The organism is Streptococcus sp. VT 162 (genome assembly GCA_000688775.2).
In the GTDB taxonomy this organism is placed as follows: domain Bacteria; phylum Bacillota; class Bacilli; order Lactobacillales; family Streptococcaceae; genus Streptococcus.
Genome location: CP007628.2, coordinates 32,123 through 55,751, shown reverse-complemented (window position 1 = coordinate 55,751; position 23,629 = coordinate 32,123). Strand labels below are relative to the sequence as shown.

Here is a 23,629-nt window from a genome sequence, read left to right as displayed (position 1 = left end):
GAATTAATCACCGAGTCCGATACGTTCAAAGATATCATCCACACGTTTGGTGTAGTATGCAGGGTTGAAGATTTCGTCGATTTCTTCTTGTGTGAGGCGTGATGTCACTTCTGGATCTGCTTCGAGAAGCGGTTTGAAATCTACTTGGTTATCCCAAGAGTAGGCTGTTTTTGGTTGCACCAGGTCATAGGCTTGCTCACGGGTCATGCCTTTCTCAATCAAGGTCAACATGGCACGTTGGCTAAAGATAAGACCAAAAGTAGAGTTCATGTTGCGGATCATGTTTTCTGGGAAGACCGTCAAGTTCTTGACGATATTTCCAAAACGGTTGAGCATGTAGTCAACCAAAATGGTCGTATCTGGTGTGATGATACGTTCAGCTGATGAGTGAGAAATATCACGTTCGTGCCAGAGAGCGACGTTTTCATAAGCTGTCACCATGTGACCACGGATGACACGCGCCAAACCTGTCATGTTTTCAGAACCGATAGGGTTGCGTTTGTGAGGCATGGCTGAAGACCCTTTTTGACCTTTGGCAAAGAACTCTTCTACTTCGCGTTGCTCAGATTTTTGAAGACCACGAATTTCAGTCGCCATACGCTCGATAGAAGTTGCGATGCTGGCAAGAACTGCGAAGTACTCAGCGTGAAGGTCACGAGGAAGCACCTGTGTAGAGATTTCTTGAGCACGGATACCGAGTTTGTCGCAGACGTATTTTTCAACGAATGGTGGGATGTTGGCAAAGTTACCAACCGCACCAGAAATCTTACCAGCTTCCACACCAGCAGCCGCATGCTCGAAACGCTCGATATTGCGCTTCATTTCGCTGTACCAAGTCGCCAATTTAAGACCAAAAGTTGTTGGCTCAGCGTGCACACCGTGAGTACGCCCCATCATGATGGTGAACTTGTGCTCCTTAGCCTTGTCAGCGATGATGTTGGTGAAGTTTTCAAGGTCACGACGGATGATGTCGTTGGCCTGCTTGTAGAGGTAACCATAGGCAGTATCCACCACGTCGGTAGAAGTCAAACCATAGTGAACCCACTTGCGCTCTTCACCAAGAGTCTCAGAAACCGCACGTGTGAAAGCCACCACATCGTGGCGCGTCTCCTGCTCAATCTCCAAAATACGGTCGATGTCAAAGTCCGCTTTCTCGCGAATCAAAGCCACATCTTCCTTAGGGATTTCACCCAACTCAGCCCATGCCTCGTCAGCCAAGATTTCCACCTCAAGCCAAGCACGGTATTTATTTTCTTCACTCCAAATATTCGCCATCTCAGGGCGAGAGTAACGGTTGATCATGATTAAGATACCAAGGGCGACTAGAAAGCGACTGAATTTTAGGAAACCAACGACGGACGCTTACGTCCTAGGAGGTTTATCTAAATTCCGAGCTTTCCGTCCGGGTTCAGTTCTGCAAACTAGATGGCCCTTTCCTTTCTTTGTTTACAATTAGGAAGTCCGTAGCCCGTATTCAGTTTAGAGGATACGGTGCCCTTGTTCCTTTCTTTTTTAGTTATTATGCTGTAGTAGAAATATAATATTTGTGTTGATAAAAAATTAATATTCTGTTGACTCTCTATTTCAAATTTTATTTTAATAATTCCTGCACCGCTTTGTCTAATGAAGTGAACTTACTAGACAAAATTTTATAGGCCTCAACATTATTATCAGGATAATTTAATCCAAAATTTTTAATAGAGATCCTTAAACCTTGTACATTAGAAATGTTGGTATCATTCCAGTCTCTAATAATAAGCTCACTTCCTATTTTCTCAGAAAGAGAACTTTTATTTGAAACTAGAAAATCATAAAAATCCTTGTCTCTTTTTTTACCATATATAAACCCTATTGTTCTAGCTCCAACAGAAAATTCACATTTAATATCATCCTGTCCTACTCTTGATATTGTGTAATATGAAGCAATTTTCTTTGTTGGCAAGTTATAATTAAATTCCTCTAACTCATTCAAGTATTTAGTGAACCCATTCCAAAATTGTTCTTTATTATTTGTGCTCAAATTTTCTTCAACCTGTTTATCTTTTCGTTTCTTTTTAACTATAAAGATTCCCTGTACTTCTCCACCTAAACTTTTTATTTTTTTAATAACATGTTCCTTAAATGCAGGTTGTAAAAATTTTCTAGCTTCAGTAGTTTCTTTTTCCGGAATATAATTTATAAGAACATCTTCTAGAATTTCAATAATTTCTTCAATACTATTCTTTTGTAAACAACGTTTCATAAATAAAATGTAATAAGCTTTCTGTTCATAGTATTCATAATTAAGTTGTTTATATACTTCCCCAATTTCCTTATATATTTTAATTTGTTTAATTATTTTCTTTAACAATGTTTTATCGTCATTAAATAATTTTTCATAGTACTCACTAAATATCTTTGATTTACTATTCGCAGCCGATTCCGGTTTGCCTTCATAAGATAATAATATTTGGCCCAATTTTTCCATAGATATAGTATAATCATATTTTTTAGAGAATATTCTACCTTTCCCTCTCTTTCGATAGTAACGAATATTCTCTTGCTCCAAACGTCGTTCAATTTTTAATTGAATATTGTCAACTGAACGTAAGTCAATTTCTCTAATTGGATTTTGGCTATTTGTAAATTCTGAAATTTTATTTATTAATTCCTCATCATTGGATGTTTCTAACAATCTTACTAGCACGGTCGCATTAGTTAAATTGTATATACGCGTATCTTCGTTATCAATTTTGATATTACTTTTATATTGATAAATTGATCTTAGTGTTTGCCCACCATTAACAACTTGATAGTTCTTTAAAGTTAAATTTGTACTTTTATTTAATTTTGCTGGCTCAGATTTAATATTTTCAGCAATAACCGTCAAGCCATTATTGTAAAGGAAAAATTTAGAAGGTTCATCTGATAAGGTTGTAGCAATTTTCTTATTAATCTTATTATTTCCCAAATAATCTCTAACATTATCAAATAATATATCAAAGTCCAACTCTAAATCAAAAACATCCTCTTTATCACCAATAGAAATATGTTTCCTTAAATCCAAGTCAGTGCTAGAAATTCTCAGTACATCAATAAGACTCATCTCCGTTATATAAGACTTACTATTTGTATACGGAACGTTATGCTCCAGTAGTGACGTGTTCTCCACTTCTATTTTAGCCTCATTTTCTGGTCTGCTAAGAGCTATTCCTTTAACTACATTTGACAAATTATAATTTACTAAAATTAACCAGGGATAATTATTTTTAAAAGCTTTTGTAGCTAGATCATCTTCATTAACTTTAGAAAGGTCATTAGTTACCATATATAGGTATATACCAAAATTATCTTGTTGAATTAATTCTCTAATCTCTTCTATCTTATTTAGAGTATATCTGTAGTCTTCAACATCTTCGTGTTCTTTAAACTTGTAAAATTCTTCCTCACTACAACTCATTAAATTTAAAAAAGGTTCCGAACTTCTTATTTCCGAATGTTTAGGAACTTTAGCTTTACCTTGAAACTCTTTTCGGAACTTAAAATTAAATAAATTAATTTTCTTTTCTTCCTCTTCAATCAATACAGCATCAATACCTAAATCATTATTCTTCTTTGATTTTACTATATCCAAAAAATGATTATCAATAATATAGTTATCAATATCCCCTCTATCTTTAACTCCAAATAATAAATCAAATACTAGATAATAAAATCCTGTCCTAGCATTCTCAACATCATTTTGATGAAGTTCTTTTCCTAAGTACTCTTTAGCATATTTTAACGACTCATTAAAAACAATTTCATGGTCATGATTAGTCACACGTTTTTCTCTACTCATAGATTTTATCTCCTATAATTCTTCAACCTCATCCGGCGCATCACTAAACAAAGTTATATGCCCTACCCTACGGTTGTGCTTGTCTTCTATGGTCACTTATTTACCGCCCACTCCGCCGCTTTCTCTGCATGGATCACTGTTGTGTCGTAGAGAGGCAGGTCAGTGTCGGATTGCTTGACGAGGAGACCAATCTCGGTACATCCCAAGATAACAGCTTCAGCGCCTGCTTTTTTCAAATCATCTATAACGGCAAGATAAGTCCGCTTTGAGCTTTCTTTGATGTTCCCTAGGCAAAGTTCGTCATAAATGATTCGATTGACCTCTGTAATTCCAGCTTGGTCTGGAATCAGCACTTCTAACCCAGACTCTATTAATTTCTCCTTGTAAAAATCTTGAGTCATGGTGTACTTGGTCCCTAGGAGACCGACTTTTTGAATACCGTCAGCCAACAAGGCCTGCGCGGTTGCCTGCGCAATATGCAAGATTGGAATCGTAATCTTTTCTTGTATCTGCGGAGCAACCTTGTGCATGGTGTTTGTACAAATAACGATGAAATCCGCACCTGCTTGCTCCAAGCGCTGAGCAATATCTGTCAAAAGTTGACCGCTTTTCTCCCAGTCTCCGACTGCTTGATAATGCTCAATCTCTGCAAAATCAACACTATAAAGTAGAATCTTAGCTGAATGCAAGCCACCCAGCTTTTTTTTGATGGTTTCGTTGATGATTTGGTAGTAAGATGTGGTACTTTCCCAACTCATACCACCAATCAGACCAATAGTTTTCATAGGCTAATTAAACTCCTCCTTGCTTATCACAACCGACGGATAGTGTGGCAAGCTACTCAGATCTGTATCCAATGGCAAATCATAGATAGCCAGATAATTGTTTGGATATTGAATCTTTAATTCCTGATATTGGTTTTTACTTTTTCATGGTCGGCACTGGGCAAAGAGCACTTCCACAACAGCAATTTCTTTGCCTTCTTCCACAAAAGCGTTTACGATGATTTGAATCATAAACTGGTCTCCATTTAACTTTAAAGATTATCATTTTCTGAGTCTTCATGTATAGAAAATTCAAATGAAATTCTCTCGGGATGTCTAGGCAGGCCGTAACTACTCAGATAATCCTTAACTTCCTTCACGGAACAAGAATATTCTAAGACTAGCTGATTGCCAGCTCTCTCTAAAATATGAATCCCCTCTCTATCCGAAATCTCTGGAACAACCAAATCGTCCGTATAAGTCAGTGTTACGGTCGTTATTTCATCATCTAGCAATTCATCAAATTCTTCTGTCATTTCAAAAATCAATCCCCTCCCCAAACTCAACCACACTATCCGGCACATCACTAAACAAAGTCACATGCCCCATCTTGCGGTTGTGCTTCGCTTCTATTTTACCATACAGGTGGAGGTGGGCGCTTGGATTTTCTGCGACATACTTTTCAGCACCCTCGACATGCTGGCCGAGGACATTGAGCATAACAGCTGGAGCATGCAGTTTAATTGCTGGTAATGGTGCTCCCAGAACACCCAAGATATGGGTGTCAAATTGTGAGAAGTCGCAGGCTTCAATAGAGTAGTGCCCAGAGTTGTGTGGGCGTGGGGCGATTTCGTTGACAATGATGTCATCAGCTGTCGCAAACATTTCCACACAAAGTGTTCCAGACAGGTTGAGCTGTTCTGCGATTCGTACTGCCATAGCTTTTGCTTTTTCAGCTAGACTTTCTGAAATGCGAGCAGGCACAATAGTTTTTGAAAGGATGTTGTTTCGGTGAATATTTTCCTGAACTGGGAAAACTGTCGCGTCCTTGCCATTTCCTGACACGATGACAGAAATTTCAAGGTCAAAGTTGACAAATTCTTCCAAGACACAGTCTGCAGAATCAGCCAGCGCATAGGCTTCTTTCAAATCTTCTGCCGAGCGAATAACCTTTTGTCCATGCCCATCGTAGCCACCAGTCGCAGTCTTGAGGACATAGTTTTTCGATAGATCAATATCTGCCAAGTCTTGGCTTGAAGTCACAACCTTGTAGGGTGCCACAGTGACTTGAGCCTTGTTTGAGAGGAAGTCCTTTTCAAAAATGCGATTTTGGGAGATGCGAAGCAGGTCTGTTCCTTGAGGAAGCTGACCATCCTTGATAACAGCATCCAAACCGTTGGCATCGACATTTTCAAACTCATAGGTGAGGACATCGCAACGCTCAGCCAACTGACGGAGAGCATCCACATCGTTATAAGGAGCCACGATGATTTCTGCCACACGAGAAGCTGGGCAATCCGCCGCAGGATCCAGCGCGATGACCTTGTGCCCCATGTAGATAGCAGAAATGGCCATCATCTGACCTAGCTGACCGCCACCGATAATTCCGATTGTTTTAGATGAGCTCATTTGTAGACTCCTCTGCGATTTTTCCTTGTTCTTCTGCGAAATCAGCCAAAGCTGTCGCAATAACCAGGTCCTCTACTGAAAGGAGACGGAGGGCAAAGAGGGCCGCATTTGTCGCTCCAGCTTCACCGATAGCCATAGTCGCAACAGGCACACCACCCGGCATCTGTACGATAGAGTAGAGCGAGTCTACACCACTAAGAGCACGAGATTTGACAGGTACACCGATGACAGGAAGGGTTGTTTTAGCTGCAACCATACCTGGCAAATGGGCTGCCCCACCTGCACCTGCGATAATGACCTTGATACCACGGCTACGAGCTTCCTCCGCATGTCTGAACATGAGATCTGGTGTCCGGTGGGCAGAGACAACCTTCTTTTCGTAGGCTACACCGAAGCGGTCTAGGACTTCGGCGGTTTTTTGCATGGTTGCCCAGTCGGATTTTGAGCCCATAATAATGGAAATTACTGGTTTCATTTCTTCTCCTTTTTCTTCCTTTCAACAATCACCTTAGGTTGTGAGGGACGGCAGCAGCCACCAAAGGTGTCTCATGCCTAAATCGGAAGCCCAAGGTCTTCCGATTTCCCTGAAGGCTTGGCTAACAAAGCCAAGCCTTCTTTCACAACGGCGGTGATTGCTCTATATTAGCTCGCTAATGCTCGCAAACCATACGACCATTAACGTATTTTGTGAATTTTTATTTTTCTTTTTAATAATCGTCTAATGTAGTGGCTCGCTTTCGCTCGCCATGGCAAATATGTCTGTTAATCTTTTATGGCCTTGCTTCCGATATCTGTTCGGTAAAAGAGGCCTTCTGTTTTTTGTTGGGAGAGTTCTTGGTAGATGGTTTCTTGGGCTTCTTTGACGGTATCTGCTGTGGTGACGAGCATATAGACACGTCCACCATTTGATAGCAGCGCTCTGCTATTTTCCGCAAACTTAGCTCCAGCATAGTAGGTGATAATGTCGCCTTCGGTCTTGGATGGAAGCTTAACACCTTTTTCATAGTCTAGCGGGTAGCCCTGGGATGCGACAACCACACCCAGAGTCACACCCTTGTCCGTCCACGTGATGTTTGGCTCCTTGCCATCGAGAATATCCGTGATATTTTGCGCAAAGTCAGATGTCAAACGAGGCAAGATAATCTGAGTTTCGGGATCTCCAAATCGAGCGTTAAACTCTATAACCTTCGGACCGTCAGCAGTCAAAATAAGCCCTGCGTAAAGGACACCAAGATACGGACGACCTTCTTTTATCATTCCTTTAAGAACTGGCTTGACAATAGTCTCAACCGCCGTATCAACCACGCTCTGTGGCAAGTGAGGAACTGGCGCATAAGCTCCCATACCACCCGTGTTAGGGCCCTTGTCGCCGTCATAGGCACGTTTATGGTCCTGAGCCGTTGGCATGATGTAGAACTTGTCCCCATTGACAAAGGCAAAGAGAGAGAACTCTTCTCCGTCAAGGAATTCCTCGATGACCACACGCGCACCTGAGTCACCAAATTTATTGTCCAAGAGCATCTCATGAGCGGCTTCGACAGCTTGCTCGACTGTCTCAGCAACGACGACACCCTTACCAAGCGCTAAACCATCTGCCTTGACGACGATAGGAGCGCCTTTCTCCTCAATATAAGCCTTAGCCTCCTCGAAATCTGAAAATGTACCATAAGCTGCTGTCGGAACGTCGTATTTGACCATGATTTCCTTAGCAAAATCTTTGGACCACTCCAGCTCCGCTGCAGCCTTAGTCGGACCAAAAGCTTTGAGCCCAGCTTGGTTAAAATCATCTACAATCCCAGCAGCAAGGGCATCATCTGGCCCGATGAAGGTCCAAGCAATATCGTTGACCTTTGCAAACTCAATTAACTTAGAATGTTCGGAAATAGAGATATTCACCAATTCCAGACCATCTAGAGTCATCCCATCATTTCCAGGAGCTACAAAGACTTTTTCAACGTCTTTTGATTCAAGCAATTTCTTAGCAATCGCATGTTCACGACCACCAGAACCGACAACTAACAGCTTCATCTCTCAACCTCTTTTGCGAATTATTTACTAATATTATATCACAAACGTTCGTTTTAATCTTGTTTCACTTAGCATTTTAAACCAAAAAAGGAAAGAAACTGTTTTCTTCCCTTTCGTTTTTTAATGTCTAAAATGTCTTACTCCTGTGACGACCATAGTCAAGCCGTATTTGTCAGCAGCTTCGATAGACTCTTGGTCACGAACTGAGCCACCTGGTTGGATGATGGCTTTAATGCCTGCTTTAGCAATTTCTTCCACGTTATCTGCAAATGGGAAGAAGGCATCAGAAGCAAGCACAGCGCCGTCAAGGCGGTCTTTAGCTTGGTCAATCGCAATACGAACAGAAGCCACACGGTTGGTTTGACCTGGCCCAACACCGAGTGTCATGTGGTCATTGGTCACGATGATACCGTTTGATTTGACGTACTTAATTGCTTTCCAAGCGAACTCAAGAGCAGTCGCTTCTGTCTCGGTTGGCTGGCGTTTGGTCACCACTTGCCAGTCAGCTGGGCTTTCCTTGACCACGTCTTGATTTTGCACGAGAAGTCCACCTACTACACCTGTGTATTCTGCCTCTACCTCACTAGCATCTTGAGCATCAAATGGCAAGGCAAGGATGCGCAAGTTTTTCTTTTTATTGGTTAAAATGGCTAGCGCTTCATCCGTATAGCTCGGTGCGATGATGATCTCGAGGAAAACGCCGTGCATCTTCTCAGCTGTCGCAGCATCCACCTCACGGTTAAGGACGACAATTCCACCAAAGATAGACACTGGGTCAGATTCATAAGCGTAGTCCCAAGCTGTTTCAATGTTGTCAGCCTGACCGATTCCACATGGGTTCATGTGTTTGAGAGCCACAACAGTTGGACGGTCTTTGAAATCACGGATGATACGGATAGCTGCATCCGCATCACGGATATTGTTAAAGGACAATTCTTTCCCGTTTAGCTGTTTAGCGGATGCAATGGAGTATTCCGTAGGAAGAGCTTTTTGGTAGAAGTCTGCATCTTGTTGAGGGTTTTCACCGTAACGCATGGGTTGCTTGAGGTCATAGGTCAAAGTGAGTTTTTCAGGTTTGCTTTCACCCACTTGAGCAGTGAAATATGCCGCAATCAAAGCATCATAAGCTGCTGTGTGGCGGAAAACCTTAGCCGCCAAACGTTGACGAGTCTCATAAGTAGTTTCACCATTTGCTGCCAATTCATCAAGCACCACTGCATAGTCAGCAGGGTCTACTACAACCGTTACACTAGCGTGGTTTTTCGCTGCTGAACGAAGCATGGATGGCCCGCCAATATCGATATTCTCCACTGCATCTGCATACGTCACATCTGGTTTGAGAATCGTTTCCTTGAATGGGTAAAGGTTTACCACCACAAGGTCGATGAGCTCGATTTGATTGTCCTTGGCTGCTTCCAAGTGGCTATCCAAGTCACGACGAGCCAAGAGCCCACCATGGATATTTGGATGAAGGGTCTTGACACGGCCGTCCATCATTTCTGGAAAACCAGTCACATCATCAATTGCAATGGTCTCCACCCCAGCATTATCAAGGGTAACCTTTGTCCCACCTGTCGAGATAATATCCCAACCAAGTTTTTTGAGTTCTTGGGCAAATTCAACAATGCCCGCTTTGTCTGAGACGCTGATTAAGGCGCGTTTAGTCATGTTATTTCCTTTCATTTACTTATCCAACAATTCTCTAATAACTTCTGGATACAACTTGTACTCCGCCTCATGAATGCGAGCTTCAAAGTTTTCGATGGTATCATCAGCTAGACGTGGCACACGGACTTGTTTGATGACCTTGCCTGTGTCCACACCGGAGTCCACCCAGTGAATGGTGACGCCACTCTCAGCAACACCAGCATTCCAAGCGTCCTCAATCCCATGAGCTCCTGGAAATTCTGGCAAGTAGGCTGGATGGATATTGATGATTCGACCTTCATAAGCCACCAATAAGGTCGGCCCAACGATTTTCATGTAGCCTGCGAGACAAACCAAGTCAATCTGGTGTTCTTCTAATAGCTCAACAAGTGCTGCTTCATAGTCTGCCTTGTTCTCAAACTCCTTGAGTTCAAAAGAATAGGACAGAACGCCAAGCTTGTCTGCACGCTCAAGCACATAGGCATCACGATGGTCTGAAAAGACAAACTCCACCGGAAATTCTTCGGCAATCACCTGAAAGTTTGAGCCGTTACCAGAGGCAAAAACCGCTATTTTTTTCATTTGATGATGACACTTTCGTTTTCTTTCTTGACGATGCGACCAATTTCATAGACTGGTTCATCCAGTAATTCCTTGACACGGTCTACATTTTCAGGGCTAACTGCCAACATGAGGCCCACACCCATATTGAAGATTTCAAACATTTCTTCGTGTTTGATCTGACCGTATTTTTCAAGGGCTTTGAAGATCGGAAGGACTGGAACCTTGCTTTCCTCAATCTCAGCAGCCAAGTCAGCTGCAAACATACGAGGGACATTCTCGATGAAACCACCACCTGTGATGTGGGCAATCCCATGAACCAAACCTTCCTTGATGAGTGGCAAAACAGCTTTAACGTAGATACGCGTTGGTTCCAAAAGGACATCTTTCAGCTTTTTGCCTTCCAACTCAGGCAAGACTTCTTCGCCTGTGTAGTCGGCAAAGACACGACGAACGAGTGAGTAACCATTTGAGTGAATCCCACTTGAAGCAAGTCCGATAAGAACATCACCTTCTGCTACCTTCGAACCATCAATGATTTGAGATTTTTCTGCCACACCGACCGCAAAACCAGCCAAGTCATAGTCATCTTCGCCATACATACCAGGCATTTCAGCCGTTTCACCACCGATGAGGGCGGCACCAGCTTGCACACAACCTTCTGCCACACCAGCAACCACTTGTTCTAGTTTAGCTGGTTCATTCTTCCCTGTCGCCACATAGTCGAGGAAATAGAGAGGCTCCGCACCTGCAGCGATGATATCGTTGACACACATGGCCACACAGTCTTGACCGATGGTATCATGCTTGTCGTACTTGATAGCCAGCATGAGTTTGGTGCCAACACCATCCGTCCCCGAAATCAAGACCGGCTCTTTTACACCTGTTTTTGAAAGGTCAAACATGCCACCAAAGCCACCAAGAGCTCCCATAACACCTGCACGCTCCGTACGAGCCACATGCTTTTTGATCCGCTCAACAACTTCATAACCCGCTTCAACATCTACACCCGACTGGGCATACGCATTTTTATTTGCCATTTTATTTTTCCTTTTCTTTGAGAAGATTGCGACGTATTTTTAGATAAACAATTATTTTATCTAAAAATACTAGTCAGGGCTCTAGCTTTGGTCCCATAAGACAAAGCGTCTACTGACAAATGCTTTAGCTTTTAGTCAGTAGCGAGACGTGGAGCATAAGCATTTTTATTTGTCATCTTCTCTTCCTTTCCTTTCATGGAGAGTCTTTATCCGTCTATTTGTAAAAACTGGTCTTATCCCCCAAGCTTCTACGATATTCTTCCTCATAGTCGTAGAGAGGAGTTGGGTAGTCTCCATCAAAATAAGCGACACAGAGACCACCATTCGGCGCATCTGTTTCAATCCCAATGGATTCAATCAAGCCATCAATCGAAAGATAGGTCAGGCTATCCGCACCAATGATTTGGCAGGTTTCTTCGACTGTATGATTAGCCGCAATCAACTCCTGACGCGTCTGGATATCAATCCCGTAGAAGCATGGATAAGCTAGCGCTGGACTACCAATAGCAACGTGAACTTCAGAAGCCCCCGCTTCTTTCAAGAGCTGAACGATACGGCGAGAGGTTGTCCCACGAACAATGGAATCATCAATCATCACCACACGTTTTCCTTTAACGACACCCGAAACGGCTGATAGCTTCATCCGCACCCCTTGCTCACGCAATTCTTGAGTCGGTTGGATAAAGGTGCGTTGCGTGTATTGGTTTTTGATCAGACCCATTTCATTTGGCAGACCAGATTCTTCTGCAAATCCCATAGCTGCGCTCAGCGAGGAATTTGGCACACCGACCACAATATCTGCTTCGTGCTTGAACTCACGCGCTAATTGAGCCCCCATACGTTTGCGAGCTGTATGGACATTGACCCCATGGATGTTAGAGTCAGGGCGAGCAAAATAGATATACTCCATAGAACAAATCGCCAACTGGGTATCATTCGTATAACTATCGTACTGGATACCATTGTCATCTACGATTACAATCTCTCCTGGTTTCACATCACGAATCCACTCAGCACCAATGACTTCAAAGGCACAGGTTTCAGACGAAACCACCACCGCTCCGTTTGCCATTTTTCCGATAGAAAGCGGACGGAAGCCATTAGGATCAAGCGCAGCAATCAACTTATCCTCAAATAACAAGATATAAGCAAAGCCACCTTTGACAAGGCTGAGCGCCTCCTTGATTTTGCCCATCAAGTTCGGATTGTGACTCCGACGAATGAGGTGAGCCAAGATTTCCGAGTCCGAAGTTGAACTGAAAATAGCTCCTCTTTGTTCCAATTCTTTCTTGAGCGATTCAGCATTGGTCAAGTTTCCGTTGTGAGCAAGTCCAAACTGCATATCGTGAAAGCGGAAGAGAAAGGGCTGGATATTATCTACAGAAGCTTCGCCAGCAGTCGCATAACGAACATGCCCAATCGCGCTCGCTCCAGTCAGTTTATCCAAATTAGCTGGATTTCTGAACACTTCTGATAAAAGCCCCATATCACGATGACGCTTCAAGTTCCCCTGGTCATTAGAGAGGATTCCTGCCCCCTCCTGACCACGGTGCTGAAGACTGTGGAGTCCGAAATAGGTCAATTTAGCAGCATCTGGATGCCCCCAGATACCAAAAACACCACATTCTTCATTAAGAGATTTTACTTCGTATGTCATTTTTTATACCTAATTTTTATTTTTGCATCATTCCTTCAGTAGAGCCGAATGATACGGTAGAAGCTCGTTTCACTCGCAAAACAAACCTTTTGCAATCACCAAGAACTAAATCTACATGACTTTTACATTACGGATACTATCTATTAGAAAATCTGCAAGTCTTATTTCCCAGTAAAGTATTTAACCGCCGACGCGAACAAGTACTGGTCTTTATTTCCTGGAATATTTTGGAAGAGACCGTCTTCATAACGTTCTGAGTGTCCCATTTTACCGATGATTTGGCCGTTCTTGCTGGTAATTCCTTCGATGGCATTTACAGAACCATTTGGATTGTACTTAGAATCCATACTTGGCTTGCCTTCAAAGTCAACGTATTGACTAAAGATTTGACCATTATCACGGAGTTCAGCAAATTCTTCAGCCGTCACGACAAACTTCCCTTCACCGTGCGATACTGGAATGGCGTGGATATCACCCACTTGCACTCCAGCCAACCATGGCGAGTTGGTATTGGCAATACGAGTTTCCACCATCTTCGCTACGTGCTGGTTGGCATCATTGTAGAAAAGGGTTGGGCTAGTACTGCTAGCATCCTCAAAGTTCCCATATGGAAGAAGACCTGATTTGACGAGGGCTTGGAATCCATTACAGATACCAATAATCAAGCCACCACGAGCGATAAAGCTATCAATAGCTACACGCACTTTTTCATTAAGCAGGATGTTGACGATAAACTTAGCTGATCCATCTGGCTCATCTGCAGCTGAGAAACCACCCGCGAAGAAAAGGATATTAGCCTTGCTAATGTTGTCAACCATGGTTTCAACTGACTTGACAATAGCCTCTTCATTCAAGGTCACGAATGGCACCAAGTTGACCTCAGCCCCTTCTTTTTCGAAGGCTTTAGCTGAGTCATATTCTGAGTTGGTTCCTGGGAATACTGGGATGTAAACCACTGGTTTTTCAATAGTTTCTTTAGCTTTGATGATTGCGTTAGAAGCGACAGCTGGCACTTCAGCCAATTCTTTTGCTTGGGTAAATTCTGTTGGGTAAACTTCTTCCAGTTTGCCTTGGAAGACACTGTCAAGTTTCTGTCCATCTAGCTTCACACCGTTGACAAGGAGTGTAATGTCTGCTTTTGTTTGTCCAATTTTCTCTACTCCAGCAATCTCTTCAGGAGATGTGAAGACAAATCCGCCTAGCTGAGCTGTCAAAGAACTTTCAAGTTCAGGCAAGGTTACCTCTGCACCGATATGATTCCCAAAAGTAGCAAGAGCCAAGCTTTCAAGGACACCACCATATTTGACAGCTGATGCAGATGTCACTTTGTGAGCCTTTTGAATAGCTTCGAACTTGGCAAAGTTAGACTTGATCAAGTCAAAGTCAATATCAGCAGAAAGGGCTTGACCTGGGATGTAGTAGATGTTTTCACCAGCAGTCTTGAACTCAGGAGAGAGGACCTTACGGCTATCTGCCGTCGTCACCCCAAAGGCAACCAAGGTTGGCGGTACAGTCAATTCTTCAAAGGTACCAGACATAGAGTCCTTACCACCGATAGATGGCAAGCCAAGCTGAATTTGTGCTTCGATAGAGCCTAGAAGAGCTGCTACCGGCTGACCAAAACGCTCTGCTTGTTTGTCCATCCGCTCGAAGTATTCTTGATAAGAGAAACGAGCCTTGGACCAGTTTGCACCAGTAGCCACCAAACGAGCAGTTGCTTCGATAACCGCATAAGCAGCACCATGGTATGGAGACCATTCTGCCACGTATGGATTGAATCCTTGCGCCATGACAGACGCAGTGTGAGTCACACCATGTTGAACTGGCAATTTCTGCACAGATGCCTCAGTTGGTGTGAGTTGGTAGCGACCACCAAGTGGGTGATTGACCGTTGAACGACCGACCGAGCAGTCAAAGATAGTTTGTAAACCTTTTTGACTCGCATGGTTGAGATCAGACAGAACCGCAAGGGTATCTGCTTCAAGTGTGTCAGCACTTGTTGTGCGTTCTTCTGGGAGTTTGACATCCTTGTCCACAACCTTGGCATCAACAACTACGCGCACACCGTTTGTATCAAGGAAACGACGTTCCAAGTCGACAATCGTTTCACCATTCCAGTGCATGACAAGATTTGGTTTTTCAGTCACTGTTGCCACCACAACAGCATCAATATTTTCTTTATTACATTCCGCAACGAAGGCATCTACGTCTTGAGGACGCACCACAACTGCCATCCGTTCTTGTGATTCAGAAATGGCAATTTCTGTACCGTTCAAACCTTGGTATTTAAGAGGAACCTTGTTGAGATCAATTTCAAGACCATCTGCCAATTCACCGATAGCCACACAGACACCACCTGCTCCAAAGTCGTTGGATTTCTTGATAAGACGAGTGACATCGCCATTACGGAAAAGGCGTTGGATCTTGCGCTCTTCGATGGCATTCCCTTTTTGAACCTCAGCTCCAGCAGTCTCTACAGACTCAACTGTTTGAACCTTAGAAGATCCTGTCGCACCACCGACACCATCACGTCCAGTCTTCCCACCGAGTAGAATAATCACATCACCGGCTTCCGGTTTTTCACGGACTACATTTTCCTTAGGAGCAGCACCGACAACGGCACCTAGCTCCATGCGTTTGGCTACAAAGCCTGGGTGGAAGTACTCACGAACGTAAGTCGTCGCCAGACCAATTTGGTTACCATACGAAGAATAACCATGAGCCGCTGTCTTCGAAATGACTTGTTGTGGCAATTTACCAGCGCGAGTTTCTGAAATCGGAGCTGTAATATCACCAGCACCTGAGATACGCATAGCTTGGTAAACGTAGGAACGGCCTGACAACGGGTCACGAATGGCTCCACCGATACAAGTAGCCGCTCCACCAAATGGCTCAATCTCAGTTGGGTGGTTGTGGGTTTCGTTTTTAAACATGAGGAGCCAAGGTTCCTTGACACCATCAACGTCCACTTCGATTTCAACCGAGCAGGCATTGATTTCGTCTGACACTTCCATGTCGTCCAAACGCCCATTAGCACGCTCATAACGACCAAAAATAGTCGCCATATCCATCAAGGTTTGTGGTTTTTCAGAACGACCTAACTCATCACGCATGGCAATATACTTGTCATAAGTCGCCTGCAATTGCTTTTGGAATTTAGAAGCTGAGAAGTCAATCTGTTTCAACTCGGTCTCAAAAGTCGTGTGACGGCAGTGGTCAGACCAATAAGTATCCAAAACCTTGAGCTCTGTTTCCGTCGGCACGCGCCCGATTGACTTGAAATAATCTTGAATAAAGAGCAAATCATCCACTTCCATTGCCATCCCTTGCTTGGCCTTGTAGCGAGCAAAGTCTTCTGCCGTATAACTTTCAAAGAAAGTCAATTTTGGAATGGTCTTGTCTGACTCTGAAAATTCCTGCTTGGCAATCCCTGTCGTGATGTCCTTAAAACGTGAATCCACTGGATTGAGCAGGTAGTTCTTGACCGCGTCCAACTCAGTCGCATCAATATCTTTATTAACCAAGTAAAGTTGAGCTGTGTTGACCGTCACATCACTAGAACTTCCCAGCAAAAGCAAGGCTTCCTGTGAAGAAGCTGCACGCTGGTCAAACTGTCCTGGCAAACTTTCAATGGCAAAGAAAGCATAATTGGCAAGATCAGCCTGCACAGCCGCTTCATCCAAGACATGGTCTGTCACCTGCTCAGAAAAGATATGTTTTTCTGCAGGCGCAAACAAGTCCTCTGACAAGTCAAAAACATCATAAACTTGCACAATGCGAATACTTTTCAAAGTTGACAGTCCCAAGTTGTGCTGGAGTTCTCTTACCAAACTCTCTGACTTGACCTGAAAATCAGCCTTTTTTTCAACAAAAATACGTTTATTCATCAATTCTTATTCCTTTATTTCAGCTCTTGCAATATTCCCAAACAGCCTTTAGGTTATTACTTCAACTCCTGCAATTTCTCCCAGACAACTTCGTAAACATCAGTTAGTTCTCCCAATCCCCTACGGAAAACATCCTTGTCCATGTGGTTGCCATCTGCATCCCAAAGTCGGCAGTTATCTGGTGAAAACTCGTCTGCCAAGATAATCTTGTCATCCTTGTCAAAACCAAATTCTAGCTTAAAATCAATCAATTTAAGACCAATTTCAGCAAACCAAGCTTTCAAAAGTTCATTGATACGACGCGTTTCTTCCTTCAAGTAAGCAATCTGCTGGTCATCCGCAATGTTAAGGAATTTCACATGCTCGTCATTGATAAAGGGATCATCCAAATCATCATTTTTGTAGTAAAATTCGACAATCGGAGTCTCAAATGCGATGCCCTCTTCCACGCCAAAACGTTTTGAAAAGGAACCAGCCGTGTAGTTGCGGAGCACAACTTCCAAAGGAATAATCTTAACCTTTTTATTGAGCTGTTCCGTGTCCGAAATTTTCTCCACAAAGTGAGTCGCTACACCAGCCGCATTTAATTTCTCAAAAATAAAAGATGAAATCTGATTATTTAACACTCCCTTGCCCGCAATCTGCTCCTTCTTGACACCGTTGAAGGCAGTTGCCTGGTCCTTGTAAGTTGAAATAATAAGATTTTCATCCTCAGTTGTATAGATATCCTTTGCTTTTCCCGAATAGATCAGTTGTTTTGACATTTTAAAGTTCGCCTTTCGTTTTACTTGAGCACATTCTACCACAAAAGCATGAAAAATTCAAGGTTTTTACGAATAAATAACGTTTCCCTTTTTTAAGCGTAAAGAAAAACTGCAAGATGAACTCTCCTTACAGTTTTGAAAGCATTTTTCCTCTAAAAAACACGAATATTAATCTTTATTCAAAAATTGATCCCAAAAATAACGGAGATAACTTTTCTTTCCCGTGATCATCTGCAGGCGACCTTCTAAACCATAACGAAGTTTTTCAGCCTGCTCTGAAGTTAAATTAGTCTCCGCTTCAATTTTAAAGAAATTTCCTTGTTCAGTCTTTGTAGCTGTCGCATCAATACTTGTAATCGTAGAATCCAGGAAAATTTGATTCTTGGCATCATTAGTCGTAGTATAACGAACAGAGTCCCCAATCTTGACTCTAGCAACATCTTTTGAACTGAGATAAGCTGTGAGTTTGGTTTTCCCTTCTTTTTCCAAGGATGGGTAGAGTTGGGCTAGCAGGGTTCCTTCTGCGACCATCGTAGATTCACTAGTCTCAGGATTGAGGTGTAGCACCCCATCCTCACTTGCTGTAATCTTCCCTTTATCTAGGAGACCTCCCTGTACCTTCTTACCCGATTCTGCTTCTAAAATTTTCTGATCCAAAAGAGTTAATTCCTGACCGACTTTGACTAAGTGCTGAGATTTGAGCGATTCCAGTTGACTATCCAGTCCACTTGCGTAGGCTTGTTGAGCTCCAGAACCCGCATACTGCACACGATAAGTAGCTAAACTAGACTCTAGCTGGGCGATTTGTGCATCCACCTGTGCAATAACTTGCGATTTAGCTTGCGAATCTTCTTCAGCTTGGTTTTTATAGGTCTGATAAAATGAGTAGGCTGCATTTTGACTATCCAGTTGAGCTCCTGTTTCAATCGCTGACTTAGCTGTTTTGTAATCTCGAATTTTATCCTGTGTTTGACTGATAAGATTGCCAATCTCGGCCTGGCTCTGACTTGCTGCCGCATTCTGCGAGGAGATGTTGGCATTTTGCTGCGAAACATTGCTCCTAAGACTACTAGCTTGGCTGAGATAGTCTCGAAACATCTCCTGATATCCAAACTTATCCGCATCTGGAAATTGATCAGTCCCCTCTTTCAAACTGGATTGCAAATAACCCAACTGCTTTTTTTGATCCTTTAACATCTCCAACTGATTGGCGTATGCTTCAGCTTGAACAGCTTCCGCCCCTTGCTGGTATTCAACGAGTAAATCCCCCTGCTTGACTAGTTTGTTCTCTTCTAGATAATTGGCCACAATGCGTTGATTGCTAGTTGACTGGATGTTGGCAATGATCCGACTAGGTTCGACAGTAGCTCTAGTAGACAAACTAATCTCTTTCTCAGCAAAGACTGCAAATCCAAACAGAAACACGAGCAGAAGCGACATGGGTAAAATCACGCGACTGGAAAAATTATGGTAACGACGATGGTAAAACTCTGCGCTTTCTAAAAATTCTGGTTTCATCTTCTCCTCTTTCTAGCTATTGACCAAATGGGCGTAAAATTCACCTCGGGCAAGCAAGTTCGCATGGTTGCCTTCTTCGACAATCTTGCCCTGATCCAAGACAACAACCTTCTCTGTTCGCTCAGCAATGGTCAAGCGGTGGGCGATGAAAATCAAGGTCTTGTCTAAAGCCATGAGATTATCCACAATCCGCTTCTCTGTCAAAATATCCAAACTGCTAGTCGCCTCGTCCAAGATCAAGACAGGTGCATCTGTCAAGAGAGCACGCGCCAGAGCGATTCTCTGACGTTGTCCACCTGAAATCCCTGCCCCATCCGAAGTTAATTCTGTCTGATAATTCAGCGGCATGCGCTCAATATCCTCCCGAATCTCGGCCAATTCAACTGCTCGTAAGATATCTTCCTGTGTCGTCCCTTCCTTGGCTCCAAGGAGAAGATTCTCCAAAATCGTTCCGTTAAAGACATAGGGCTGTTGAGGCAGATAGTTGATGTACTGGCGCAGGGCTTTTTTATCAATCTGATTGAGATTGACACCACCCAGACTAATCTCTCCCTGACTAGGGTTGTAGAAATTAACCATCATCTTGGCCAAGGTGGTCTTACCCGAACCTGAAATCCCCACGAAAGCCATCTTAGACCCTTGCGGAATGGTCAAATTGATATCTGACAAGACGTCACGACCATAGCCATACTTATAGTGAACCTGCTTAAAGGTCATATCTCCCTTCATCATGCTCAAATCTTCTACCGTTTTCTTCTCCTCAAACTCCGAAGCTACTAGATAAACCTCATTTAAGCGATTATTGGCAACCTGCGCTGTTTGAAGTTTGGTTTGTAGGTTGATGATATTTTCCAAAGGATTGGTAAAGTAAACAAGCAGGGTGTTATAGGTAATCAGCTGGCCCAAACTCATTTTCCCATCCATGACGAGAATGGCTCCCAGCCAGAGAACGGCAACATTTAGCAGGAGCTGAGCAACTTTTTTCAGTGCCTTTTGCTGGCTTTCTGCCCGACTGTAGGTAAAGGATTTTTTCAGATAAGCCACAAATTCCTTATCAATCTTTTGATAGCGTGAACTTTCACTAGTCAAAGACTTAATGGTCTCGATACCGTTGATGTCCTCGATGATAGAAGAAGATAGAATCGCATTAGCTTCCATGGTGTCCCGATTCATCTTTTCAAAAGGCTTCATAAAGGCAAAGATAATCACGGTATAGATAGGAAGTGCAAGCAGACTAATGACAAGGAGCGTCATATTTTGTGAAAACAAGACAAGCGAGATAATCAAAATCGTCGACACATCTAGGAAAATCGACAGAATGGTCGACGCCAGCGCATCGATGATACTGTTAGCATCCGTAAAACGAGATACAATCTCTCCTGTCCTGCGTGTCGCAAAAAAGGACATCGGCAGGTGAAAAACATGCTTGATGTAGGACAAAATCACATCGATGGACAACCGTTGCCCCAGAACAAGCAAGAGGTATTCCTGCGCATAGGACAAAATCTGCTGGAGGATATAGACGATGACTAGTCCTATTGAGATGATACCCAGCGTCGAACGCATCTGGTCTGGTACGTAACTATCAATGATAGACTGCAGATAATAAGAACCTACAATGTTAATCAAGGTCACCAAGAGTGTCGCTAGGACGATATTGGTAATCAAGCCCCGCTGTTTGAGTAAGATTGGCAAGAAGGATAGGAGCCCCTGTTTTTTCTCCTTATGGGGTTTATAGTCTGGAGAAGGAGCCATAAAGAGACTGACTCCTGTCCATTCTTGCGCAAATCGCTCACGGGAAATCTTGGTCAGCTTAACACTGGGATCTGGATCAGCGATATGGATTGCCTTCTTATCCTGACCTGTCACCACATAATAGTGGAGCAATTTCCCTTCCTTGAGCACATGGGCCACAAACGGAAAGGTCAAATCTGGCAGGTCAAAGAGCGTCATATCCGCCTTGATAGCCCGCGTTTCAAAACCAATTTCCTCTGCCACCTTTACAAGACCCAAAGCAGTCGTCCCATCCATGGTCGTCTTAGCTAGTTCTCGTAGATGAGCCAAGGAGTAATAACTACCGTAGTAGCCAAATACCATAGCCAAGGAAGCCACGCCACAATCCATCTGATCCACTTGGGGACGATAGTGCCTTTTCCCAAATTTCATATCCATCTCCTTTTTTCTAACAATCTCTTAAAAACTTTGTAAGATTATTTTAACCAAATAAGGATAAAAACAGGAAAATATTCCTAAATAAACTATTTTTGCACCTAAAACGCACTTTAAAAAGCATAAACTATCATTTAAATGTAAAAAGCAGAACAAAAGTTCTGCCTGCTTAAAGTAACCGTTAAAAAATGAATGCCTAGAAATAAACTATTCTGAAATGATATTTCTATAAAGTAAGATAAATGTCATCAAGGATGATGGAATCCTAGGTATGTCAAAACATTCAAATCACGTAGGTAGATTTATTTTGTTTATATTAGCCACAATTCTAATCATTAGATAAGCTATAGAGCTAAACAATACAATAAACTCTGGTCAAGCTTTTTGTAGTAATTGAACAACTTTCATCTCAAACTCCGATCTGATGGTTCATCAATTTCCAATCGTACTTTCTTTTGTTTTGTACTTGTATCCTACATAAAACAAGGTGGAAAAACTCCGCCATTTACATGCACAAAATCCTTTCCATTCAGATTCATCATTTATAGTTTTGATTATTTTTCTTCAAATCCTTACAAAAAATACCAAAATAGACTGCAGCAATCAAACCTATTAAACTCCATTGCCAATCAAAAGATACTAGCGAACCCGTACAAATTAGATGAAGCGTAAGATTAAGACCTATTCCTAACAAAGGAAGTATAGTGGCTAGCTTAGGTAACAATGTATTGAGATTTAGGTTACGATTCATAGTTAATTTCCTTCTATATTTAGATTAACGTCTACTTCCTAGATAACGCCCATACATATAAGCAGCTACTCCTAATACACCCCAAGCTATTGCTGTGGAAGTAGTGACAATGAAGCCTCCTTCAGTAAGAGCCAAATCTTCTTCTGTCATGATATCAAATTTTTCATCCATTTCTTTCATTTTTCTCATTTTTCTCTCTCCTTTTTAAATAATACTGGCTAATCCAATAGCTACTCCAACCAAAAGCCCTACTATTCCTAAATTAGTTCTTATTTCATTGATAATAACTAAAAGATGACTATTCAATAGCAGTTGCCATACACTAAAAATAGTTCTCTTTAAACCTTTTCTTTAGCTGAATCCAAGTAACTCATCATTGAAATAAGGATAGGAATCCATAATTCCGAGCCTACATACTGATCAACTTTAAAGGTGATTACATTTAAATCTCCCAATATGCAAAGCACTCCAAAAATAATTAGAAATGCTCCCATTACATTTTTTAGATTTTTCATACAAGTCTACTTTTATCCAAATTTACGTTTTAAATCTTGACCAATTAATCGCCCACCAAGGAAAATTGCTACTCCTCCAGCAATCGTGGCTATGGTAATTAAGCCACCTTCTGTATTCATCAATTCTTCTTCTGTCAATTCTGTCCATTTATTTAAATTCATTTTTTCTCTCCTTATTATTACATAAAATAGCCCCAAGCAATACCACCAATTAGTAAGACACCTCCTACAACTACAGCGGTAACCGACCCCCCATTCACATCCGTCAACTCTTCTTCTGTAAGAGCTACAAAGTTCTGTTCCATGTTGTCAAAGTTTGTCATTTGTTTTCTCCTTATTTTTTTATATATTTAATCCTTAACCTCTAAGCCACTTAAATAGCCAGATTGGGTAAATTACTGAAATCATTTTCTTCTCTCCTTCCCTTTTGCCTTACCTATCTATTCGAAAAACAATTCGAAAATAAACAATTCATTCATTTTTATTTTAAAAACCACTTAATAAACCACGGATAAAAACCGGTCACATACATAAACGTTCCTCCTTTTTCTTTCTCATCTCTTTATTCGCAATTTCTACTAAAAGTTTCTCTTTTTTCTGCAAATAAAAAACAACATGACTTGCATGTTGCTTTTGGCTATTTTTTATCTTTAATAATTGCTACTACATCCGCTACACTTTGAAGTTGATCGATTTCCTCATCAGTGATTTCGATACCAAATTCATCTTCTAGTGTCAAGACGAACTCCATCAAGTCCACTGAGTCTGCATCGAGATCGTCTTTCAAACTCAAGGCTTCTGTCACGACGAAATCTGCTCCCTGTCTTTCTTGGATAATAGTTACAATACGGTCAAAAATTTCTTTTTCTGTCATCTTTT

The 23,629-nt window shown here is 42.2% G+C and carries 18 protein-coding genes and 2 pseudogenes; all 20 read right to left on the bottom strand.

From position 1 onward, the window contains the following. Positions 1 to 3 precede the first annotated feature (3 nt). The 20 genes and pseudogenes from V470_00290 to V470_00185 all read right to left on the bottom strand — a co-directional run bounded on the left by V470_00290 (position 4) and on the right by V470_00185 (position 23,624). Positions 4 to 1,302, bottom strand: coding sequence for an adenylosuccinate lyase (locus tag V470_00290; protein ID AHZ46893.1), 1,299 nt, complete (start codon positions 1,300 to 1,302; stop codon positions 4 to 6). Between the two features lie 763 nt (positions 1,303 to 2,065). Further along, positions 2,066 to 3,820, bottom strand: a pseudogene (locus V470_10460) (hypothetical protein). 92 nt (positions 3,821 to 3,912) lie between these two features. Next, on the bottom strand, positions 3,913 to 4,605 hold the full coding sequence (locus V470_00280) for an aspartate racemase (protein ID AHZ46891.1): 693 nt from the start codon (positions 4,603 to 4,605) through the stop codon (positions 3,913 to 3,915). Between the two features lie 3 nt (positions 4,606 to 4,608). After that, positions 4,609 to 4,836 (bottom strand): annotated as a pseudogene (locus V470_10455) (phosphoribosylaminoimidazole carboxylase). A gap of 20 nt (positions 4,837 to 4,856) precedes the next feature. Continuing rightward, a complete protein-coding gene (locus V470_00270; protein ID AHZ46890.1) occupies positions 4,857 to 5,120 on the bottom strand; it encodes a hypothetical protein in 264 nt (87 codons plus the stop codon). A gap of 1 nt (position 5,121) precedes the next feature. After that, positions 5,122 to 6,213: a phosphoribosylaminoimidazole carboxylase gene (locus V470_00265; GenBank protein AHZ46889.1), complete on the bottom strand. Its 1,092-nt coding sequence runs from the start codon at positions 6,211 to 6,213 to the stop codon at positions 5,122 to 5,124. After that, on the bottom strand, positions 6,200 to 6,688 hold the full coding sequence (locus tag V470_00260; GenBank protein AHZ46888.1) for a phosphoribosyl carboxyaminoimidazole mutase: 489 nt from the start codon (positions 6,686 to 6,688) through the stop codon (positions 6,200 to 6,202). The genes V470_00265 and V470_00260 overlap by 14 nt, the downstream gene beginning before the upstream one ends. Before the next feature lie 287 nt (positions 6,689 to 6,975). Beyond that, positions 6,976 to 8,241 carry a phosphoribosylamine--glycine ligase gene (locus tag V470_00255; protein AHZ46887.1) on the bottom strand — a complete coding sequence of 422 codons (1,266 nt, stop codon included), beginning with the start codon at positions 8,239 to 8,241 and terminating at the stop codon, positions 6,976 to 6,978. A gap of 120 nt (positions 8,242 to 8,361) precedes the next feature. Beyond that, entirely contained in the window at positions 8,362 to 9,909 is a 1,548-nt protein-coding gene (locus tag V470_00250; GenBank protein AHZ46886.1) for an IMP cyclohydrolase, read from the bottom strand. A 15-nt stretch (positions 9,910 to 9,924) separates the two neighbouring features. Continuing rightward, positions 9,925 to 10,470 (bottom strand): phosphoribosylglycinamide formyltransferase, encoded by a 546-nt coding sequence (locus tag V470_00245; protein AHZ46885.1) that lies wholly within the window; start codon positions 10,468 to 10,470, stop codon positions 9,925 to 9,927. Further along, a complete protein-coding gene (locus V470_00240; protein AHZ46884.1) occupies positions 10,467 to 11,489 on the bottom strand; it encodes a phosphoribosylaminoimidazole synthetase in 1,023 nt (340 codons plus the stop codon). Before V470_00240 ends, V470_00245 begins: the two co-directional genes overlap by 4 nt. A 214-nt stretch (positions 11,490 to 11,703) precedes the next feature. Continuing rightward, positions 11,704 to 13,146, bottom strand: a complete 1,443-nt coding sequence (locus tag V470_00235) for an amidophosphoribosyltransferase (protein ID AHZ46883.1) — start codon at positions 13,144 to 13,146, stop codon at positions 11,704 to 11,706. A 161-nt stretch (positions 13,147 to 13,307) separates the two neighbouring features. Next, complete coding sequence (locus V470_00230; GenBank protein ID AHZ46882.1) at positions 13,308 to 17,033, bottom strand: phosphoribosylformylglycinamidine synthase; 3,726 nt, start codon at positions 17,031 to 17,033, stop codon at positions 13,308 to 13,310. Between the two features lie 56 nt (positions 17,034 to 17,089). Continuing rightward, positions 17,090 to 17,797 carry a phosphoribosylaminoimidazole-succinocarboxamide synthase gene (locus V470_00225; GenBank protein ID AHZ46881.1) on the bottom strand — a complete coding sequence of 236 codons (708 nt, stop codon included), beginning with the start codon at positions 17,795 to 17,797 and terminating at the stop codon, positions 17,090 to 17,092. 168 nt (positions 17,798 to 17,965) lie between these two features. Further along, entirely contained in the window at positions 17,966 to 19,315 is a 1,350-nt protein-coding gene (locus tag V470_00220; GenBank protein ID AHZ46880.1) for a competence protein ComB, read from the bottom strand. Positions 19,316 to 19,327: 12 nt separating this feature from the next. Beyond that, complete coding sequence (locus V470_00215; GenBank protein AHZ46879.1) at positions 19,328 to 21,481, bottom strand: peptide ABC transporter ATP-binding protein; 2,154 nt, start codon at positions 21,479 to 21,481, stop codon at positions 19,328 to 19,330. A gap of 541 nt (positions 21,482 to 22,022) precedes the next feature. Then, on the bottom strand, positions 22,023 to 22,235 hold the full coding sequence (locus V470_00210; protein ID AHZ46878.1) for a bacteriocin immunity protein: 213 nt from the start codon (positions 22,233 to 22,235) through the stop codon (positions 22,023 to 22,025). A gap of 527 nt (positions 22,236 to 22,762) precedes the next feature. Then, positions 22,763 to 22,912, bottom strand: a complete 150-nt coding sequence (locus tag V470_00195; GenBank protein ID AHZ46877.1) for a bacteriocin — start codon at positions 22,910 to 22,912, stop codon at positions 22,763 to 22,765. Between the two features lie 17 nt (positions 22,913 to 22,929). Continuing rightward, entirely contained in the window at positions 22,930 to 23,073 is a 144-nt protein-coding gene (locus tag V470_10445) for a bacteriocin (GenBank protein ID AJZ74433.1), read from the bottom strand. Between the two features lie 314 nt (positions 23,074 to 23,387). Beyond that, complete coding sequence (locus tag V470_00185; protein ID AHZ46876.1) at positions 23,388 to 23,624, bottom strand: acyl carrier protein; 237 nt, start codon at positions 23,622 to 23,624, stop codon at positions 23,388 to 23,390. Positions 23,625 to 23,629 lie beyond the last annotated feature (5 nt).

Excerpts from the sequence above, each read along its gene's own strand:
- V470_00290 (AHZ46893.1), bottom strand. The coding sequence starts at position 1,302 with ATGATCAACCGTTACTCTCGCCCTGAGATGGCGAATATTTGGAGTGAA.
- V470_00280 (AHZ46891.1), bottom strand. The coding sequence starts at position 4,605 with ATGAAAACTATTGGTCTGATTGGTGGTATGAGTTGGGAAAGTACCACA.
- V470_00270 (AHZ46890.1), bottom strand. The coding sequence starts at position 5,120 with ATGACAGAAGAATTTGATGAATTGCTAGATGATGAAATAACGACCGTA.
- V470_00265 (AHZ46889.1), bottom strand. The coding sequence starts at position 6,213 with ATGAGCTCATCTAAAACAATCGGAATTATCGGTGGCGGTCAGCTAGGT.
- V470_00260 (AHZ46888.1), bottom strand. The coding sequence starts at position 6,688 with ATGAAACCAGTAATTTCCATTATTATGGGCTCAAAATCCGACTGGGCA.
- V470_00255 (AHZ46887.1), bottom strand. The coding sequence starts at position 8,241 with ATGAAGCTGTTAGTTGTCGGTTCTGGTGGTCGTGAACATGCGATTGCT.
- V470_00250 (AHZ46886.1), bottom strand. The coding sequence starts at position 9,909 with ATGACTAAACGCGCCTTAATCAGCGTCTCAGACAAAGCGGGCATTGTT.
- V470_00245 (AHZ46885.1), bottom strand. The coding sequence starts at position 10,470 with ATGAAAAAAATAGCGGTTTTTGCCTCTGGTAACGGCTCAAACTTTCAG.
- V470_00240 (AHZ46884.1), bottom strand. The coding sequence starts at position 11,489 with ATGGCAAATAAAAATGCGTATGCCCAGTCGGGTGTAGATGTTGAAGCG.
- V470_00235 (AHZ46883.1), bottom strand. The coding sequence starts at position 13,146 with ATGACATACGAAGTAAAATCTCTTAATGAAGAATGTGGTGTTTTTGGT.
- V470_00230 (AHZ46882.1), bottom strand. The coding sequence starts at position 17,033 with ATGAATAAACGTATTTTTGTTGAAAAAAAGGCTGATTTTCAGGTCAAG.
- V470_00225 (AHZ46881.1), bottom strand. The coding sequence starts at position 17,797 with ATGTCAAAACAACTGATCTATTCGGGAAAAGCAAAGGATATCTATACA.
- V470_00220 (AHZ46880.1), bottom strand. The coding sequence starts at position 19,315 with ATGAAACCAGAATTTTTAGAAAGCGCAGAGTTTTACCATCGTCGTTAC.
- V470_00215 (AHZ46879.1), bottom strand. The coding sequence starts at position 21,481 with ATGAAATTTGGGAAAAGGCACTATCGTCCCCAAGTGGATCAGATGGAT.
- V470_00210 (AHZ46878.1), bottom strand. The coding sequence starts at position 22,235 with ATGAATCGTAACCTAAATCTCAATACATTGTTACCTAAGCTAGCCACT.
- V470_00195 (AHZ46877.1), bottom strand. The coding sequence starts at position 22,912 with ATGAATTTAAATAAATGGACAGAATTGACAGAAGAAGAATTGATGAAT.
- V470_10445 (AJZ74433.1), bottom strand. The coding sequence starts at position 23,073 with ATGACAAACTTTGACAACATGGAACAGAACTTTGTAGCTCTTACAGAA.
- V470_00185 (AHZ46876.1), bottom strand. The coding sequence starts at position 23,624 with ATGACAGAAAAAGAAATTTTTGACCGTATTGTAACTATTATCCAAGAA.